Origin of the sequence: Empedobacter brevis, assembly GCF_965118635.1 — a bacterium.
Classification (GTDB): domain Bacteria; phylum Bacteroidota; class Bacteroidia; order Flavobacteriales; family Weeksellaceae; genus Empedobacter; species Empedobacter brevis_A.
This window is the reverse complement of sequence record NZ_CBCPHV010000010.1, coordinates 22,561-42,640: the sequence shown is the minus strand read 5'-3', so window position 1 is coordinate 42,640 and position 20,080 is coordinate 22,561. Positions and strand designations below refer to the sequence as shown.

The window sequence follows — 20,080 nt, the reverse complement described above, 5'->3', positions numbered from 1 at the left end:
ATAAATTAATAAAAATCAAACTTATGGAAAACAATGATTTAGAAAATGATTATCAAACTGAAAATCAATCATTTTATTTACAAAACAGAACGATGGTAAAAGGTCTTATGGTTTGTCTTTTAGTCTTAGGACTTTTAATTCCGATTCCTTTTATTCTAAACTTAATCGAGGAACGACAAGGAAACAAAGAGAAAGTAATTAAGGAGATTTCGGATAAATGGAGTGGAAAACAAACTATTTACGGACCATTTATCGAGGTTACTTATGTAGAAAAAGTAAATAATGGAGAAGGGAAAGTTACAGAACAGCAAATGAAAAAATATATTTCTGCAAATGAATTGAATATTAATGGAACGATTGATACACAGCTAAAAAGTCGTAGTATTTATGAAGCAGTTGTTTATAATTCTAAGCTAAATATCAATTCAAAATTTATGAATTATACAGATATGTTTGCCGAAATAGGAATAGACAATATACTTTCTACTAGGATTATCTTCGGAATTTCTGATCCTAAAGGATATGAAAACAAAGTCGTTGTACAGTCTAATGGGAAGAATTATCCATTAACGATGGATAATACAACTTCACCAATAGAAATTCAGTCAGAAGTTGGTGCAGAAAACAATGAATATTCTGAGCCAGAAAAAAGCAAAAAAGTAATTCCTGTACAAATGATGGCTCAGAAAATAGATCCTTTAACATTTGATTTTAATCAAGTTTCGATTAATTTGGTGATGAAAGGTTCACAAATGTTGAATATTATTCCATCAGCAATTAATACAAAAGTTAATTTGACAACGGATTGGAAAGATTTGAAATATGATGGTAATTTTTTACCTAATTCTGATCCAGAAACAAAGAATGGTAAAACAAATGTAAAATGGTCTATATATCAACAGAATCCGCTACAAGGACAGATTTGGAAAGATTCTTCTAATTTCTCTGATTATAGTTTTGGTGTTAACTTCCTCCAAATGAATGATCATTATGACAAAACGTATCGTTCTACAAAATATGCGATTTTGTTTATAGGATTAACATTTGTGGCATTTTTCTTTATTGAAAGTCGAAATAATTTCAACATTCATTTAGTACAATATGCTTTGGTTGGGTTTGCAATTTGTGTGAACTTTGTATTATTGTTATCACTATCAGAATATTTAGGATTTGATTTCGCTTACTTTATTTCATCCGGCGCAACCATATTATTAATTAGTTTCTTCGTTTATTCTTTCTTAAAATCATTTGGATTGACATTCAAAATTACGTTAATGTTAATTTTCTTATATGCGTTTATTTACAGTATTTTACAACTCAAAGAACATGCTTTATTAGCAGGAAGTATAGGTTTATTTATGATTGTTGCAATCTTAATGTACTATTCTAAAAACATCGAATGGAACAAAATAAAATAACATTTGCTCACTTATTTTTAGGAATTTTTGTCATCGGTATTGCACTGATGACAATTTCCTTTTCTGAGTTAATTGGTGATAATGTTAAACTCGTCTTTTCGGTGAGTCTTTATTTAATTTCTATCTCAGTTATTTTGTTTGGAGTTTTCACTTTATTGAAAATTAATAATTTCGATGATATATTCAGAAAACCAGGATTAAAAAATACAGAACAATTATTTGGATCTACAAATTTGTTTTGGAGTATAATGCTTGTTACGATTAACTTAGATTACTATTTAATGACTGATTATAGAAAGTTTGAGTTTTTAGAATTCGTAAATGTAATTGTATTTATTGGATATTTCTTTGTCAATATAATTGTTACTATTCTATGTTTTCAAATTGATTTTTCAGCACCAATTGTTTACTTAAAATCAAATTTTTGTTTCTTGGATTTTGTCTGGACAATTATAATTGTTACACTTTTTATTGTATTTGGAATTATATTATTCCAATTAATAAAAAATAATTTTCCTTTTACAGCAATTAGTTTTTCGTTTTTCAATTTGATTTTAATCAATGTTCTATCTGGTAAATTAAAATATACAACATGGGATTAATTTTTATAATATTTATTTGGTAATCATTATACTATTGATGTCAGCTCCTGTATTAATTGGTTTTGTAATTTATAGATTGATAAAAGAATATTCTCAACAAAAATATGCTAGATGTTTTGCTGTAATTTATTCAATAATTTTACTTGCATATATTTTGTCCGAAGTTTTTTCAGATGAATTATTCTCTAAAAATGATGCAGTCGAATTGGTAGAAGATTTAGATTTTAAACTAAATGATGATTTTAGGTTGACAAAAAATGTGTCTTATTGGGGAATTGGCGATTATTATCACACATTTACTTTAGAAATCTCAAATCAAGATAAAAATAGATTAATTCAAGAGATAAAAACTTCGTCAAATTTTATTACTTATTCTAACTATTCAACGACAAAAAGAATTTACCCAGATCGTTATAAAGGGAAAAAATTGTTTGGAATTATGAAGATCAGTATTCTTACAAGCGAGAATATTATCAACCGAATGGAGAAGGTTATTCACCAACCAATCGTTTTATTTCAATTGATAAAAAATCGAACCAATTACGTTTTGACGATATAGATAATTAAAGTATTCATAATATATGAAGTTTAAATCTTAATAAATATAAAAATAATTATCCAAAACTGTCGAATTTGCAAAACTGAGATGTATTTATCGAATAAATCTACTAAGTTTAAGGCTTCAAAGTGCATTTATAGTAATTTGCAAACCATTTTTTTAAACAATAAGTAATTAGTAAGTAGATGAATATTAAAAAGTTAACCAGTATATTAACACTTGGATTCGCATTATTTGCGATGTTTTTTGGAGCAGGAAATCTTCTTTTACCTCCATTAATTGGTGTAGAAGTTGGCTCTAATTATTTTATAGCAATGTTAGCATTTGGTTTGACTGGAATTTTATTACCATTTACTGGAATTTTGTCTGTTGTATTTTCTGGAGATAGTTTCAACGATTTAGGAAATCGTGTCAATAAAAACTTAGCAGCAATTTTAGGAACAATTATTATGATTTGTATTGGGCCTTTAATCGCAATTCCAAGAACTGCTGCAACAACTTTTGAAGTTGGTATAAAACCATTTTTTCCTGAAATGAATCCTTTGTGGGGTTCTTTATTGTTCTTTTCTGTAACACTTATTTTAGCAATTCGACCTTCAAAAGTAGTAGATGTTATTGGGAATTATCTTACGCCGGTTTTATTAATTTTATTAACGATATTGATTGCTGTAGGAATAATAAATCCGACTGCAGATTTTATTCCTTCGAAATTGACAATAATTGAATCTTTTTCGAAAGGTTTTGTAGAAGGTTACCAGACATTAGATGTTTTAGCTTCTGTTATTTTTGCAGGAATTATAATATCAGCTGCACAAAGTAAAGGTTACAAGGATTCAAAAAGTAAATCACAAATTGTCATTTTATCAGGAATTTTATCTACAACTTGCTTGTTATTCGTTTACGGAGGATTAATTTATTTAGGTGCAACTTCCGGAGTTACAGATTCATCTATTTCTCGTGCCGAATTATTGATTGAAATTTCAAGAAATACATTAGGAGATTATGGCTTAATAGCAATCGCTTTATGCATGGCTTTTGCCTGCTTAACAACAGCAATTGCATTAACTTCTGCAGTAGGAACATTCTTTTGTAAGTTAACAAACGGAAAATTGAGCTACACAATATTAGTTATTTTATGTACACTTATTTCATTTGGATTATCTGTAAAAGGAGTAGACGAAATCATAAATTTTGCATATCCGCCTTTAGCTTTTGTTTATCCAATTACAATTACATTAGTTATTTATATTGTTGTATTTGGAAAATTTGTTAAGAGTAAAACTCCTTACATTTTTGCATTGATAGCTTCTACAATTATTGCAATTTTAGGTTTATTAAAATTATTAATAGAATTAGAGGATTCAACAATGAAAAATTTAAATAAGATTCCATTTTTTGAATATGATTTAGGTTGGATTGCTCCATCAATAATAGGATTTGTAATTGGTTTATTAATCGATAGATTAAGAAAATAAAAAAAAATCCTTGGAAATATTTCCGAGGATTTTAACCAATCAAAACTACTATAAAAACACTAAATAAGAATAATTTATGTCTATCCTTTATTCTTGTACAAATTTCTTAATGTTTTGAAAATAAATCCATTATTTTTAAATGATTTATTTTATGTCTCAATAAAATTAATTTATTTATGAAAATTGTAAGAAAATAGTTGATAGATTTAATAAATTTTAAGGTTTTTTGTATTTTAAAAATTCAAAAAAATAATCAGATAAAATGATGGAAAGTTGTTCGCGTTGTAACGAAACAATAGAATGTAAAGTAAACGATATAGAAAATTGTGCTTGTTCTACTATTATTGTGAAAGATGAAATACAAGAATTTTTGAAGAAAACACATTACAAATGTTTGTGTAATTCTTGTTTAGAAAAGCTAAACTACTACGTAGAATTAGATCATGAATATCCACAGCCTACAACGCCTTCAGAATTTATTCCTCATATTCATTATTATATAGAGAATGGATATTGGGTTTTTACAGAATTTTTTCATTATCAGAAAGGAAAATGCTGCCAAAATGGATGTAGACATTGTGCTTATGGTTATAAGAAATAAAAAATGGCTCAATTTTCATTGAACCACTAACCAACCTAAAAATACTATAAAAAAAACTCTATTTTATTAAGGATATTCTTCTTCAAAAAATCAATCTACATTCTCCTTAACAACTATGAATAAATTATTTATAGTGCAAAGGTAAGCCTTTTTTGCAATTTCCTAAAGAAATTTGCATTTATTTTTTAATTTTAAAATAGATTAATTTTATATAAACGTTAAGAAAACATTAAATCTCACTATTAATATGGATTTCGCAATAAATCAATATAATATGTACGAATGTTGTAATTTTAAGAAAAATATTCAATTATTTTTTTAGAAACGTTTTCTGCTTCTGTTTTCTCTCCAATTTCTTGTAAACTTGTAACATAATCTTCTAAAAAGCATTTAATTTCTTGATGATTAGAATCTTCGAAATTTGCAATATAATCTTCAAATTCAATATTCTTTAAAACATTATCGAAATATACTTTCGCTTCATCGTACTTTTTCATTTTTACCAATAATGGAGCAATTGTATGACTAATGTAAAAAGTATTTACAGCAGCTTGTTCTGCATTTTCTTGTAATTTAAAATAATCGGAATTTAAATAATTAATATATTCCTCAACAGCTTTTTCGTTTTCTTCTAAAACTTCATAACAACGAGCTTTGAAAAATTTAATTTCATAAAGTTCATTTTCGTTTAGTTTATTAAAAAACGTAATACTTTCTTTCGGATTTGTGTAAAATTTTCGATAGCCAATAATAAAATCTTCAACAAAATCAACATCAGTTTGTTCAATTGCAAAATTCAATAAATTTTGAGATTGTTCTTCCGTTAATTGTCCAATAAAAGCTTCCCAATAATTCACTAAAGTATTGAAATCGTATGCTAAATCTTCAACAAATATTTGAGCTGCAATTCGTAAGAATTTATCGCCCAATTCATCAATTATTTCATGATCTTCATCGGAAAAATCAGTTGGATTATACAATAGATTTTCGATAATTTCTGAAGCCTTATCTTCAGAATAATCAGTATTTAATTGTTTCAAAGCATTGCTAACATTGAATTCCATTTTATATAAGACTTTTTATAGTTAAAAATAGATACAAATATAGTTGATTTAGAGGAAAAGAGTTGTGCTATTTAAATCTTGTTAATTATCATTTTTTCAAAATAAAGAAAAGGATTAACTTGTGCTTGTTTATTCAATAGATTAATTAAGTATTAAATTTTTATGTCAAGATTTTTCGTGTTTATTTATTTTGTGTTGAGTTTTACTTTTTTAAAAGCTCAAAATCTGAATGTTGGATCTCAATTTCCGATAAATAAAATTGAAAATTTGGAAAAATCTCCAAACATGAAGATTATTGTATTTACGCCAAGTTTGTACAAAACAAATTCGTATGCAAGCATGATGACAACGTCGCTGAATTATTATTTTGTAAAGAATTTAGCTTTTACTTCTCAGAATTCTCCAAAGATTGATGTAATTTATGTTGTAAATGAAGAGGATAAATGGAGCAAAGAAATGCCACAAAGTTTTGCTTTCAATGAGAATTCAAATCAGAATAAGTTAGATGGAACCACAGTTATATATGATGCAGCTGGAAAAATTTATAAGTCAGTTGGCTTAAAACCATTTAATCAAAATACTATATCTTCTATAATCCCAACTCACAATGCTGGTAATGTTTTAGTAGAAAGTTCTGTTCTTTTTTTAGTCGATCAGAATAATAAAATTTTGATGCGAGATAATGATTATCGTGCGCAAGGTGAACATTTGAAACCGCTTGAAAGATTAGTTAAAAGAGCATTAAAAACAGATGAAATTAAAATAGATTTCGTAAAAAATAAAACATTGAAAGTTGGTGATAAAGCGCCAGATTTTATCTTGAATGGACCAAATTATAAGAATAATTCGACAGAGAAATTTCTAGATGATAAATCGAGTTTTAAAGTATTAACTTTTTATCCTGCCGCTTTTAGTGGTCAAATTTTACCAGATTTTACTTCTATTGATACTAAATCTGCAATGACATGTGCGGCTCAAATTCAATTAATTGATCATAATCCATTGTTAGAAAATGTAAAAAGTTATGCAGTTTCTAGTTCTACAAATCCATTATTAGAATTGTGGAAATCAGCTTTAAGAACGAATAAAATTACGTATCTAAACGATGAAAATTATGCAATTTCGTTGGCTTATAACTCATATAATAATTTGGGTTATAACAATAGAGCAACTTATGTGATTGATAAAAATGGAATAATTGTCTATGCAAATCCAGATCTTACATTCGAAGATGAAGCTAAATTTCCAACTATTTTAGAGAAATTGATCCTTAATAATCAATAAATTATAAATCGAATTGTGTAATATCTTCAAATTTAGCATTTATTAAGTTTCCTAAATCTTCCGCATTTAGTATAATTTGTAAACCTCTTTTTCCTGCACTTATACAAATCTGATCTTGTAGAATCGCAAGCTCTTCAATATAGGTAGGAAATTGTTTTTTCATGCCAATTGGAGAACAACCGCCACGAATGTATCCTGTAACATTTAGCAAATCTTTCAAAGGAAGCATTTCACAATTTTTGTTTCCAGAAACTTTTGCAAATTTTTTCATATCAAGATGTGTATTTGCAGGAATCACAGCAACAATGTACGGTTCTACATTTCCTTTTAAGATCAATGTTTTATAAATTCCTTCTGGATTTACACCCAAAGATTCTGCAACATGTAGCGCATCAACATGCTCTTCGTCAACTTCGTATTCACGTAATTTGTATGAGATATTGAGTGTATCTAAAATTCGGACTGCATTTGTTTTAGCAGTTTTATTGCTCATTTTATAATAATTTATACAAAGTTATAACGAAAAACTTTTTTAGACTATTTTAGTCGTATTAAAAATAAAATTATACAACGAAATGAAAATATCAAAAATCAAATTTATATACTTCTTATTGCTTTTCATCATCTCTTTTACTTCATTTGCTCAAAAATCTAATCCTAATTATGATGAAACTTTAGCGAAAGAATTGAAAGCAGATCCTTATGGAATGAAATCTTATTTCTTTGTTATTCTAAAAACAGGATCTAATCAATCAACTGATAATAATCTAATTACTGAAAAATTTAAAGGTCATTTGGCGAATATAAATCGATTAGTAAAAGAAAAAAAAATAGTAGTTGTTGGTCCAATGGGAAAAAATGAAAAGAATTATCGAGGGATTTTTATATTTCAAGATGTAGATACGAAAGAAGAATTGGAAAAAATTCTGCAAACAGATCCAGCAATAGAAGCAAAATTGTTAGCTGTTGAGATTTATAATTGGTATGGATCAGCGGCACTTCCCGTTTATTTAGAGACTTCAGATAAAATTTGGAAAGAGAATCCTTAAAATAAAAAATATTATTAACTTTGCACTACAAATGAAGTTTTTACAACACATATTACGTTTACCATTTTTTAGCACTTATTATCGTACAATATTTGCTCGGGTAGACTATGTGTATACTTCGTATTAATTTTGTACGTCAAAAATATAATTATAATCTACAAGCCCGAGCAGTTTAGCTCGGGCTTTTTTATTTTAAAAAAATGGAAAATCTAAAAAAGTTAAAAGAAAATGTAGCTATTTTTTTACCAGAAAATGGTTTACAAGAAAAACTAGAATTAGCTAAAAAAGAGAATAGACCTTTACGAATTAAATTAGGTTTTGATCCAACGGCACCAGATTTACATCTTGGGCATGCAGTAGTTTTGAAGAAATTGAAAGAATTTCAGGACTTAGGACATCAAATTGTAATTTTAGTAGGAAGTTTTACGGCTCAAATTGGAGATCCAACAGGAAAAAATAAAAGCCGTCAACCATTGAACGAAAAACAAGTTCAGATGAATGCAGAAACTTATATTAATCAATTATCTAAAATTATTGATGTAGATAAAGCTGAAATTGTTTTTAATTCTGATTGGTTAGATCGTTTACCTTTTTCTGATGTTATTCAATTATTATCAAAAGTTACAGTTGCACAATTAATGCACCGAAATGATTTTAATAAACGTTTTACAGAAAATACTCCAATTGCAATGCACGAATTGGTTTACCCAATTTTACAAGCTTATGATTCGGTTCAAATAAATGCTGATATCGAAATGGGAGGAACAGATCAGTTATTTAACTGTACAATGGGACGACAATTGCAAGAAACCAATGGAGATGCAACTCAAATTGTATTGTGTATGCCACTTTTGAGAGGAACTGACGGAAAAGAAAAAATGAGTAAATCTTTGAATAATATTATTGGATTAACTGATGAACCAAATGAAATGTTTGGAAAAACAATGTCAATTCCAGACGATTTATTAGAAGAATATATTGCTTTAGCAACCGATTTTTCAATAGAAGAAAAAGCAAATTTAGTGGAACGTCTGAAAATAGATAATCCAATGTTGATTAAGAAACTAGTTGCAAAAAATATCATAACTCAATATCATAATGAAGTTGAAGCTGAAAAAGCGGAAGAATTTTTTAATAATCAATTTCAGAAAAGAAATGATGAAAACAGAGTTTTCGAAAAAGTTGAAATTGATTCATTAACTTTCGAAAATGAAAAAGTTACGTTGTTAGATGTTTGTCATCAACTAAAGAACGATTTATCAAGAAATGCAATTAGACGTTTGATAGAAAGCGGTGCAGTACAAATTAATGGAGATAAAAATATAGATCCTTTTGAAGATTTTGTAGTAGAATCTGGAAACAAAATTAAAATAGGAAAACGAGATTTCTTCGAATTGAACTAAAAAAAGCCTCTAAAAAGAGGCTTTTTCGTTATAATTCTTTTTTCATTTCATATTGTCTATCATATAATTTTAATCCCAATGATTGGATAAAATCATTTGTAGAAAGTTCTCTTTCATCAACATTTATCATTTTTATTTCTTTATTCTTCAGATCACTGAAAAGAATAGAAGCTAAATAACGATTTCTGTAATCGCGATGAACTCCAAATTGGTAAATGCGCGTATTTTTTTTATTGATAATTTTATAAGCAACTAAAATATCATCTTCGTAAATTCCGTTAATTTGGCAATCTTTGATGATGTTTTTTACACTTTGGATATCATTTTTCCAAGTTGGTTTTATATCCCAAAAATTTTCACTTGTAATTAAATCTAAATCGTCAAATTCTACAATTCCATGCAGTGGATTAACAACCAAAATAGGAATTCCTTTATAACTATTTAACGTTCTAGTTTTTTCAAAACCACAAGATTCGTATGCATTTATCGCAAAATCATTTTTAGTGTTTACTTCTAAAAATATATTTTTTACATGTTCATCTTTAAGTCTTGGAAAACTATAATCTAACATTTGTTGCGTTATTTTCTTGCCACGATGATCAGGACAAACTCCAGTTCCGCCTATGTAAGCAGTTTTCACATGGTTATAATTTCTTATTCCGTAAAGTAAGAAACCAACTAATTTTCCATCAATGCTTGCACCTACAGAATAGTCAAGATTTATATCTTCCATTTTTAATTTCTCCTGAAATTGTTCAGCAGAAAGATTAATAGGAACGTAATAATTTTGATAAGAAAGATTATACAAAGCAGATAATTCTTTCAAATCAGCGTGAGTTAATGAATGTATTTCAATGTTTGTTTGCATAGTTGTAATTTGCCTAGCAAAAATAGCTTCTAGAATTAAGAATTTTCTAAAAAAAATCTTAAAAAATTAGTAAAAAATTTAAATTTATTTCAATCAACAAATTTGAATTTGATAAAAATCTAATTTATTTGGTATTATAGACTGAATAATTATGCATTAATTTTAAAAATTGTGTAGAAGATACTAAATATAATTAAGGAAACTTTTATTTTTTATGATTTAACATAAGCTTAGTACTGATAATGCTAAACAAAATTCAGTATTTAATAAATTTGCGAACATTTTTAAAACTAAAACTACGAGAGAAGTCTAAATTTCTCCTCATTTGTTGAAACAATATTCTTCTCTCGATTTTTTTTTAAAAATTCTTCGAAGAATTCAATAAAAGTGTATAAAATACACCAATAAAAATGTGAAATCCTCAAAATTATTTCCAAAAATCGCTTTGAAAATATTTATATCTTAAAAATTACTCAAAATTTTAATGATTCAATAATGTTAATAAAATTTATTAATAAATAATTAACGAACATTTGTTAGTTTTTTTCTTTTGACTATTTTAGTTGCTCAAAATTATCACAAAAAAATGAGTAAAAAATTAACAAAATTAGCTCTCTTAAGCTTGTTTTGCAGCTATAGCTTTGTCTCTGCTCAACAGAATTCGACAGATAGTATAGTTGTAGAAAAACAGGAATTGAAAGAACAAAAAGCTAATCCTGATAAAGTTGATGTGCAGTTTTACGGATTTATCAGAAATGATATTTTTATGGATACGCGTCAAATGATTGGAGCAGGAGAGGTTTTGGTTCCACTTTATCCTAAAGATAGATTGTTGGACGTAAATGGTGCTGATATAAATAATGCTTCCAAATTTCATATGTTGTCAATTGTTTCAAGAGCAGGAGTGAACTTAAAAGGACCAGAATTGTTAGGAGCTAAAACTTCAGGAATTTTGGAGGGAGAGTTTTTTGGTGCGACTGAAGGAGGAATAAATGAATTTCGTTTACGTCACGCTTATGTGATGTTTGATTGGGAAAAGACGCAATTAGGGATTGGACAATATTGGCATCCTTTTGTCGTATTGGAAGCTTTACCAAATGTTGCGAATTATGGAACAGGCGCTCCAGTTTATGCATTGAATCGTAATCCACAAGTTCGTTTAACGCATAAACTTACGGATAAATTAAAAGTTATTGCAGCGTTACATTCTCAACGTGATTTTACGCCAAATACAGAAGCTTTTCGCAATAGTGGAATGCCAGCTGCGCATTTACAATTGCAATACAAATCACAAGTTTTTACAGCAGGAATTGCTGCACAATATGAAAATTTGAAACCAAAGTTATCTTCTGGAAATCCACCTATTAAATCGAGTGAACGAGTTGAAAGTGTTTCATTTATGGCTTATTCTAAGTTGAATACAAAACCATTACAAGTAACGGTTGCTGGATATTTGATGCAAGATGCTTCTTCTTTTGTACAGCTTGGAGGAATTGTTGGGTATCAAACAAGTCCGACAGCACTTGAAACTTATAAACCGATGAATACACATAGTATGTGGATTGATTTACAACAAAATTCGAAAGGTAAATTTTCATTTGGATTATTTGCAGGATATGTTAGAAATAATGGTGTTAAAGATCCCGTTGAAGATGCAATTGCATCAACATCTTATGGTGTTACAACAAATTGGGGAGCAGTTTCAGCTACACCAGGCACACGCACTGTAAATTATTTGTATAAAGTAGTTCCTCGTTTAGATTTTACATTAAGCAAAGCCTTAAAATTTAGATTAGAATATGATCGTAGTACAGCTCAATGGGCAGATGCGACAATTAAAGGGACAGGAACAGAAAACAAATACTTAGCAAATAATAATAGATTTCAACTTACAACATTATTTAACTTCTAACATCACACAAAAAAATGAGTACAAATACTTTACATACTTCGCAAACAGAGGCGAAGAAAGATAATATTTTCCAAATTATTTTAGCATCATCTGTTGGAACATTAATCGAATGGTACGATATGTTCTTGGCAATCATCTTAGCAAGTGTACTTTCTACACAATTATTCCCAAATGATGGATCTTCACATTTCTTAGAAACTCTTGCTGTTGTGGTTTCATCCTTTATGTTTCGTCCAATAGGATCATTAATTTTTGGAAGCATCGGAGATCGCATTGGAAGAAAATATTCATTCTTAGTTTCTTTAATAATGATGGGAGCAGCAACTTTTTTAATAGGTTGTATCCCAACTTTTGAAAGTGTAGGATGGTTTGCACCAGTTTTATTATTAGCTTGTCGTATTATGCAAGGACTTGCAATTAGTGGAGAATACGCAGGTGCAGTGATTTATGTAGCAGAACATGCTCCAGCAGAAAAACGTGGTTTTTACACAGGATTTATTCAAGCTACTGTTCCAATTGGATTGTTATTATGTTTATTGGTTGTTTTCTTAACGCAAACATTTTTATCAGAAGAATCTTTTGCGACTTTTGGGTGGAGAATCCCATTTTTGTTTAGTGGAATATTAGTTATCTTAAGCTATTTTATTCGTCAGCGTTTACATGAAAGTCCAATTTTCGAACAATTAAAAAAAGAAGGAAAAACATCGAAAACACCAATTAAAGATGCTTTTACAACACCAGGAAATGTAAAATTGATGTTGAAAGCAATTTTTGGAGGAAATGCGGCACAAAGTACAATTATGCAAACAACGTTATTCGTGACACTTTTCTTTTTACAAAGAGCTGTTAATTTGCCTTACGAAACTGTTTTAATCGTTGTTTTATGTTCTACATTATTTAGCTCATTTTTCTATCAATGGTTTGGAGCATTAAGTGATAAAATTGGTCGTAAACCTGTCATGTTAGGCGGAATGATTTGTAGCTTTATTTTAATTCCTTTATCATTTTTGTTATACATGAAATTAGGAAATCCAGAAGGATTGAAAGAAGTTCATGATATTTCAAATTTAGCAATTTTTGGAATTATTATCGTTAGTTTAATTACTTCCATAGCTGGTGCAGCAACTTATGGTCCGCTTGGTGCTTTTATGTTAGAAATTTTCCCAACAAAAATTCGTTATACAAGTATGGGATTTGCTCAAAATATGGGAAATGGTTTTATTGGAGGTGCAACAACTTTTATAACAGAATTAATAAAAAGTACGATTATTGTTTCGGCAGCAATGTCGCCTTATATCGGATTAGCATATCCATTGGTTTTAATCTTTATTGCGATTTTAGTAAACTATTTTACAATTCCAGAAACCTATAAAACAGATTTAACAGAAGATAATTAAATCTATAATATGATTAAAAAATCCTTCAAGCTTTCAACTTGAAGGATTTTTTTGAAGTTAATACCAAAAACTTGGCATAAAAAAATCCACTCAATTGAGTGGATTTTTATTGTATCAGAAATATTATTTTTTCTTTTTTGTATCAACAGCTCCTGATAATTCAGATCCAGCTTTGAATTTAGCTACTGTTTTAGCAGCAATTTTGATTTCTTTTTTAGTTTGTGGGTTGATACCTGTTCTTGCAGCTCTCTCAGAAGTTGAGAAAGTACCGAATCCTACTAAAGCAACTTTGTCTCCTTTTGCTAAAGCTTTAGTTACATTTTCTGTAAATGAGTTTAAGGCTTTTTTAGCAGCTTCTTTAGAAATTCCAGCGTCAGCTGCAATTGCATCGATAAGTTCTGATTTGTTCATAGTTGTAACTTTTTAAATTAATTTATACACAAATATACTCTTTCCCTTTATTTGTGCAAGTTTCAACATAAAAAAAATCAAAAAAAATGCAAAATTTTAAGAAAATTGTATCGAAAGCCGGTAATAAGTACTTATTTTACGAATAAAACATCCTCATTTTTGTTTCCATTAATGAAATCTTTTGCTGTCATACGGCGCTTTCCTTCAGGTTGAAGTTCCAATATTTCATAAACTCCTTGAGGTAGATTTACATATAAATTATTTTTTTGTAAAATCAATTGATAGTTTTCTCCTTCAACAAGAATATCTGTTTTCAATCCAGCATATATTTTTAAGGATTTGTAATTTTCGCCATTTCCAAAAGTTGTCCAAGCACATGGATAAGGAGAAAGTCCTCGAATTTTGTTGTGAATTTTAGTTATAGAATCGTTCCAATCTATTTTACAATCTTCTTTAAAAATTTTAGGAGCATGTTTCAATTCTGTCGTTTCATCTTGTGGATGAGGTTTTAATGAATCATTTTCCAAACCATCCAAAGTTTTTACCACTAATTTGGCTCCGATTTGCATCAATTCATCATGAATTTTTCCAACACTATCATTTTCTCCAATTTCTACTTTATCAGAAATTAAGATATTTCCAGTGTCAATTTTTTCATCAATTAAAAAAGTCGTTACACCAGTTTCTTTGTCACCATTCATAACTGCCCAATTGATAGGCGCAGCGCCACGATATTGCGGAAGAAGAGAACCATGAAGATTAAAAGTTCCTTTCGAAGGAATTGACCAAACCACTTGTGGCAACATACGAAAAGCTACAACTACAAAAACATCAGCATTCCAACTTTTTAATGTTTCTATAAAAGCTTCGTCTCGTAATTTTTCTGGTTGTGCCAAAGGTAAATTATGTTCTACGGCATATTTTTTTACATCAGAAATATTCATCTTTTGTCCTCTACCAGAAGGTTTATCTGGAACAGTAACAACTCCAACTATTTCGTGATGACTATTTGTATTGATTTCATTCAAAGATGTCGCCGCAAATTCCGGCGTACCCATAAAGACTACTCGCATTTTTATTCTATTAGTTTATAAGAATCGAATCCAATTGGTTGAACTCGCATTTCGTCGATCAAATATTGTAATTCTTCGACAATTTTATCTTTTGGCGAATTTATGAATTTTGAAAGGATTTCTGCTTGCGTTTTTGTTCCTTCTTTCAAATAATCAATCAAATCGGTAGAATTGAAGTTCTCGGTTTGTTTTTTTGATAAACAAACATCGCATTTTCCACAATTTTGATCAGATTTTTGATTAAAATAACCAAACAATAAGCGTTCTCTACAAATTGTATTTTGCTCTGCATAGTAAGCCATTGCTTGCAAACGTTTCCAATTATTCACTTGAATTGATTCAAAATCTTTCCATAATTTATTTTTAAATGAATTAGAATCTCGTGGAACAAGAAATCTAAATCGTGCTAGAAACCGATCCGAATAATCAATAGAACCATTTTTTGCATATTCGTGCAAAATAATTCTAATATCGCCAATGCTCATGTGCAATTCAAAAGCCATTTTACTTTCCGAAATTTCTCTGTTGTATGTATAAATTCCAGGATAATGACGTTGCAAATAATCAAAAATTCGGTTTTCATTTAAATTAACAGAATGTGGCGAAGCTAAAATTTGAATTGTACTATTTTGAGAATAATTTTTTTGCTGAATGATTTCTTTCGTATTTAGAAATTCTAAAAATTGAAGAACCATTTTAAGATTTAAACTAAATTTTTCAGCGAATTTTGGAATATCCAACTGATAATTCATTTCGGTTAATTCGCCTTCAGCTAATTGCAATTGACTGAATAAACAATTCGAAATTTTAATAAAATCTTGTTGCGAAGGCAAATTTGCTTTGAAAATATTTTCTGCTTGAATACGATCGTCAGGATTATATAAATAAATTCCAAGCGATTCCTTATCATCTCGTCCAGCACGACCAACTTCCTGATAATAAGCTTCGATTCCTTGCGGCAAATCGATATGAAAAACGGTACGAACATTTGGTTTGTCGATCCCCATTCCAAATGCATTTGTCGAAACCATAATTCGCGAATTACTCAATGTCCAATCTCGCTGTTTTTCTTCTTTTTCGTCTTTCGTTAATTTGGCGTGAAAATAATCTGCATCAAATCCATTTTGGCTTAAAAAATTAGCAATTTCATAAGTCAATTTTCTATTTCGGACAAAAATAATACTAGAACCAGGATATTTTTTTAAATAATAAATCAAATCGTTTTTCTTATCAGCAGAAAGAAAAACATTGTACGAAAGATTTTCTCTTTTTAAAGAAGATTTAAAAACTTCTGGCTGATTCAATTCAAGTTTTTCAATAATTTCTTGCTGAATTTTTTCTGTCGCAGTTGCAGTCAAAGCTAAGATCGGAACTTTTGGAAGAATCGTTTTTAATCTCGAAATACGATGATATGCAGGGCGAAAATCGTGTCCCCATTCAGAAACGCAATGTGCTTCGTCAACAGCAAGTAAACTGATATTGATTTGTTTCAATCTTTCTACAAAAACTCTACTTTGTAAGCGTTCTGGAGAAACATATAACAATTTGATTTTGTTATTTTGACAATCGTCTAAAATTTTACCAATTGTATTCTGATCTATTTCGTTGGTAATATACGCCGTTGGAATTCCTTTGGATTGTAAATTCTGAACTTGATCTTTCATCAGCGCAATAAGTGGCGAAATGACCAAGGTTAATCCATCAAAAATAATTGCTGGAACTTGATAACAAATAGATTTTCCTCCACCAGTTGGTAAAATTGCCAACGTATCTTTTCCTTCCAAAACACTTGTGATGATTTCCTCTTGTGGCGTTTTGAAAGAAGGATAATTCCAATATTTAAAAAGAATTTCTTTTGGTGTCAAATTACAAAGCTTTGTTGTAAATTTAGTAATTAATAATCGAATAATTAATACGTTTTATTTTCATTATAAGCAAAAAGCCAACATTAACTGTTGGCTTTTTAGAAATTATTCTGTGATTCCTTCTAACATAAATAAGAAAGCATCTTCTTTTGCATCTTCTTTTAAGGATTCGAATCGGCCAGAAGCACCGCCATGTCCTGTATCCATATTTGTATCTAAAAGTAGAATATTATTATCCGTTTTTAAATCTCTTAGTTTAGCAACCCATTTTGCAGGTTCCCAATATTGTACTTGAGAATCGTGTAAACCAGTCGAAACATAAAGATTTGGATAAGCTTTCGCTTCGACATTATCATAAGGAGAATATTCTTTCATATAAAAATAATATTCTTTATCGTTAGGATTTCCCCATTCGTCGTATTCTCCAGTTGTTAAAGGAATTGTATCATCTAACATTGTCGTTACAACATCTACAAAAGGAACTTGTGCTACGATTCCGTTGAATAAAGTTGGTTCATAATTTATTACAGCTCCCATTAATAATCCACCAGCAGAACCTCCCATTCCGTATAAGTGTGGAGTAGAAGTGTAGTCTTTTTGAATTAGATATTTTGCACAGTCGATATAATCAAAAAATGTATTTTTCTTTTCTAACATTTTTCCATCTTCGTACCATTCTCGACCTAGATATTGACCACCACGAATATGTGCAATTGCATAGATAAAACCACGATCTAGTAAACTTAATCGAACTGAACTAAAATTAGGCTCGATTGTGTAACCATAAGATCCGTAAGCATATAATAACAATGGAGTTTCGCTAGATAGCTTTGTATCTTTGCGACGAACTAATGAAATTGCTACTTTTTCGCCATCCCGTGCTTCGGCCCAAATACGTTCAGAAACATAATTTTCTTTATTAAAACTTCCTAAAACTTCTTGTTCTTTTTTTACTTCCGAAGTTTTGTCTTTCATATTAAAATCGATGACAGAAGTTGGCGTAGTTAAAGAAGTATAACCATAACGCAGAATATCTGTATCAAAATCAGGATTTGTTCCAGATCCAGCTGTATATGTTTCTTCGTTAAATGGTAAATAGTAATCTTCTGATTTGTCCCAAGCTTTGATATTCATTTGGATTAAACCATTTGTACGTTCTTCAATTACCAAATAGTTCTTAAAAATTTCGAAACCTTCAATAAAAGTTTCTTCACGATGTGGAATAACATCAACCCAATTTTCTTGCTCCGTTTTATCAATAGGAGTTTTCATTAGTTTGAAGTTGAATGCATCGTCTTTATTGGTTTGAATATAAAATTCGTTTCCGAAATGTTCTATAGAATATTCTAAATCGCGTTCTCTTTCTTGAAAGATTTTAAATTCAGCATCTGGTTCATTTGCTTTGATATATCGATATTCGTCTGAAACGGTACTCGATGTTCCTATAATGATGTAATCTCTAGATTTCGATTTGTAAACATATACAGAAAATGTATCGTCTGTTTCTTCAAAAACTAAACGATCATCTTCTTGTTTTGTACCTAATTTATGTTTCCAAATTTGGTAAGCTCGCAAAGTTTCATCTTTGCGTGTGTAAAATAAAGTTTGATTATCTGCAGCCCAAACAGAACCGCCTGTTGTATTTTCAATTTTATCAGGTAAAATTTCACCTGTTTTCAAATCTTTAACTTGAATTGTATAAATTCTACGAGAAACATTATCTACTCCAAACGTACACATTTCGTTATTAGGAGAAATAGAAAGTCCGCCCAATTTATAATATGCATGACCTTCGGCCATTGTATTAACATCGAAAAGGATTTCATCTGGATTATCTAAACTATCTTTTCTACGTTTGTGAATTGGATATTCTTTCCCTTTCTGAAATTCTGTTAAATACCAATAACCATTCATTTTGTAAGGAACAGACGAATCATCTTCTTTGATTCGTGATTTCATTTCCTCAAAAAGTTTGCCTTGTAAGGTTTCAGTTGGCGCTAAAATAGCTTTTGTATATTCGTTTTCTTGATTCAAATAATCGATCACTTCTTTATTTTCACGATCATTTAACCAATAATAATTATCGATACGGATATCTCCGTGTTTTTCTAATTTTTTTTCTATTTTTTTAGCAATAGGTGCTTGCATTTTCTACTATTTAAGGTGCAAATGTACTATAAAAACTTATTTTGAATAAGTTGTAGTTGACCAAAATTTATCACCTGTTTTGTATTCGATGATAATATTATTTCCGTTCAAATAATATTTTGTGCCTGAAGCGATGTTAGAGCCAATAGAAATAAACTTGATAAAATCGTTTTCATAATCGTATTATTTAGCAGATAATTTAATTTCTTTCCAATTATTATTTTCATTTGCTTCGTACGAAATTGTATCTCCACTGATATAACCTACAGAAAAATATTTCGAATCTCCTTTGGTAACGATAACTCTATAAATACCATTTTTTAAAGTTGGTTCAAATTTCGCAATAACTTGATTTCCATTTTCAGACATCAACATAAAACCACCATTTTGAAGATCAATTTTCTGGAAAGTATTTTTTCCATCAGTTAACAAATTCGTCGCTGTAACTTGAACTCCTTTCGGTTCGGGCATATATGTCGATTCCGTTTGTTGTTCTTTCGGTTGAATCGTTGTTGTAGAAACTTTAGCATTTTGAGATTTCAAAGAATTTAACGCTAATTTTAAGGCTTCTTGATAACCTTTGTCATATTCTTTTATTTTAGAAGTTCCTTCAAATTTTTCGATAGTTTTATTAGAGCAATCTGTAAATTTTACTTCTAATTTATTGTTCAAAAAACTTTTAACTTTAAAAATATCAGCATTCAAAGCTAAACAAGGATTTTGTTCTACTTCTTGTGGCCAATTAGATTTGTCAGAAGGTAAAACTTCATATTTTTTTTGTGTTAATAAATATCTTAATCTATTATTTAATTGATATTGATCCTTATTGAAGTCAGAAAAATTTTCAGGAATATTAATGTATTTAAAATCACTTGTTTCTTGTGCATTTAGTGTCGATAAGCCACATAAAAGAGATGCTAGTATAAGATTTTTCATTAAAAAGAGTTATTT

The 20,080-nt window shown here is 29.1% G+C and carries 18 protein-coding genes; 10 read left to right on the top strand and 8 right to left on the bottom strand.

All coding sequences use genetic code 11. The features are described from left to right. Positions 1 to 23 precede the first annotated feature (23 nt). The 5 genes from creD to ACMHJW_RS12000 all read left to right on the top strand — a co-directional run bounded on the left by creD (position 24) and on the right by ACMHJW_RS12000 (position 4,655). A complete protein-coding gene (creD, locus tag ACMHJW_RS12020) occupies positions 24 to 1,418 on the top strand; it encodes a cell envelope integrity protein CreD (RefSeq protein ID WP_413533661.1) in 1,395 nt (464 codons plus the stop codon). Next, a complete protein-coding gene (locus ACMHJW_RS12015; RefSeq protein WP_413533660.1) occupies positions 1,400 to 2,020 on the top strand; it encodes a hypothetical protein in 621 nt (206 codons plus the stop codon). The genes creD and ACMHJW_RS12015 overlap by 19 nt, the downstream gene beginning before the upstream one ends. A gap of 37 nt (positions 2,021 to 2,057) precedes the next feature. After that, positions 2,058 to 2,579, top strand: coding sequence for a hypothetical protein (locus ACMHJW_RS12010; RefSeq protein ID WP_413533659.1), 522 nt, complete (start codon positions 2,058 to 2,060; stop codon positions 2,577 to 2,579). Between the two features lie 185 nt (positions 2,580 to 2,764). Further along, entirely contained in the window at positions 2,765 to 4,054 is a 1,290-nt protein-coding gene (gene brnQ / locus ACMHJW_RS12005) for a branched-chain amino acid transport system II carrier protein (protein WP_413533658.1), read from the top strand. 262 nt (positions 4,055 to 4,316) lie between these two features. Beyond that, positions 4,317 to 4,655, top strand: a complete 339-nt coding sequence (locus ACMHJW_RS12000; protein WP_413533657.1) for a cysteine-rich CWC family protein — start codon at positions 4,317 to 4,319, stop codon at positions 4,653 to 4,655. Positions 4,656 to 4,948: 293 nt separating this feature from the next. On the opposite strand, the gene ACMHJW_RS11995 is transcribed toward ACMHJW_RS12000, so the two are convergent. After that, on the bottom strand, positions 4,949 to 5,719 hold the full coding sequence (locus ACMHJW_RS11995; RefSeq protein ID WP_413533656.1) for a hypothetical protein: 771 nt from the start codon (positions 5,717 to 5,719) through the stop codon (positions 4,949 to 4,951). A gap of 285 nt (positions 5,720 to 6,004) precedes the next feature. Between ACMHJW_RS11995 and ACMHJW_RS11990 the strand changes: the two genes are divergently transcribed. Continuing rightward, the gene (locus ACMHJW_RS11990) at positions 6,005 to 7,003 is read left to right on the top strand and encodes a redoxin family protein (protein ID WP_413533655.1); all 999 of its coding nucleotides are present in this window, start codon (positions 6,005 to 6,007) and stop codon (positions 7,001 to 7,003) included. A 1-nt stretch (position 7,004) separates the two neighbouring features. On the opposite strand, the gene ybaK is transcribed toward ACMHJW_RS11990, so the two are convergent. Next, positions 7,005 to 7,496 (bottom strand): Cys-tRNA(Pro) deacylase, encoded by a 492-nt coding sequence (gene ybaK / locus ACMHJW_RS11985; RefSeq protein WP_413533654.1) that lies wholly within the window; start codon positions 7,494 to 7,496, stop codon positions 7,005 to 7,007. 82 nt (positions 7,497 to 7,578) lie between these two features. On the opposite strand from ybaK, the gene ACMHJW_RS11980 reads away from it, so the two are divergent. Together ACMHJW_RS11980 and tyrS are read left to right on the top strand one after the other, a co-directional pair. Beyond that, entirely contained in the window at positions 7,579 to 8,052 is a 474-nt protein-coding gene (locus ACMHJW_RS11980) for a YciI family protein (RefSeq protein ID WP_413533653.1), read from the top strand. 200 nt (positions 8,053 to 8,252) lie between these two features. After that, positions 8,253 to 9,455 carry a tyrosine--tRNA ligase gene (tyrS, locus tag ACMHJW_RS11975; RefSeq protein ID WP_413533652.1) on the top strand — a complete coding sequence of 401 codons (1,203 nt, stop codon included), beginning with the start codon at positions 8,253 to 8,255 and terminating at the stop codon, positions 9,453 to 9,455. A gap of 28 nt (positions 9,456 to 9,483) precedes the next feature. Here the strand turns inward: tyrS and ACMHJW_RS11970 are convergent, their stop codons facing one another. After that, positions 9,484 to 10,323: a GNAT family N-acetyltransferase gene (locus ACMHJW_RS11970; RefSeq protein ID WP_413533651.1), complete on the bottom strand. Its 840-nt coding sequence runs from the start codon at positions 10,321 to 10,323 to the stop codon at positions 9,484 to 9,486. Between the two features lie 586 nt (positions 10,324 to 10,909). On the opposite strand from ACMHJW_RS11970, the gene ACMHJW_RS11965 reads away from it, so the two are divergent. Both ACMHJW_RS11965 and ACMHJW_RS11960 read left to right on the top strand, forming a co-directional pair. Then, on the top strand, positions 10,910 to 12,235 hold the full coding sequence (locus ACMHJW_RS11965) for a DcaP family trimeric outer membrane transporter (RefSeq protein WP_413533650.1): 1,326 nt from the start codon (positions 10,910 to 10,912) through the stop codon (positions 12,233 to 12,235). 14 nt (positions 12,236 to 12,249) lie between these two features. Further along, a complete protein-coding gene (locus ACMHJW_RS11960; RefSeq protein WP_413533649.1) occupies positions 12,250 to 13,632 on the top strand; it encodes an MFS transporter in 1,383 nt (460 codons plus the stop codon). Positions 13,633 to 13,755: 123 nt separating this feature from the next. Here the strand turns inward: ACMHJW_RS11960 and ACMHJW_RS11955 are convergent, their stop codons facing one another. The 5 genes from ACMHJW_RS11955 to ACMHJW_RS11935 form a co-directional block, all read right to left on the bottom strand. Beyond that, the gene (locus ACMHJW_RS11955) at positions 13,756 to 14,043 is read right to left on the bottom strand and encodes an HU family DNA-binding protein (protein ID WP_019975917.1); all 288 of its coding nucleotides are present in this window, start codon (positions 14,041 to 14,043) and stop codon (positions 13,756 to 13,758) included. A gap of 131 nt (positions 14,044 to 14,174) precedes the next feature. Beyond that, a complete protein-coding gene (fmt, locus tag ACMHJW_RS11950; protein ID WP_413533648.1) occupies positions 14,175 to 15,116 on the bottom strand; it encodes a methionyl-tRNA formyltransferase in 942 nt (313 codons plus the stop codon). 2 nt (positions 15,117 to 15,118) lie between these two features. Beyond that, positions 15,119 to 16,981 carry an ATP-dependent DNA helicase RecQ gene (locus ACMHJW_RS11945; protein WP_413533647.1) on the bottom strand — a complete coding sequence of 621 codons (1,863 nt, stop codon included), beginning with the start codon at positions 16,979 to 16,981 and terminating at the stop codon, positions 15,119 to 15,121. 105 nt (positions 16,982 to 17,086) lie between these two features. Beyond that, entirely contained in the window at positions 17,087 to 19,129 is a 2,043-nt protein-coding gene (locus ACMHJW_RS11940; RefSeq protein WP_413533646.1) for a S9 family peptidase, read from the bottom strand. Positions 19,130 to 19,312: 183 nt separating this feature from the next. After that, positions 19,313 to 20,065, bottom strand: coding sequence for a hypothetical protein (locus ACMHJW_RS11935; protein ID WP_413533645.1), 753 nt, complete (start codon positions 20,063 to 20,065; stop codon positions 19,313 to 19,315). Between the last annotated feature and the right edge of the window lie 15 nt (positions 20,066 to 20,080).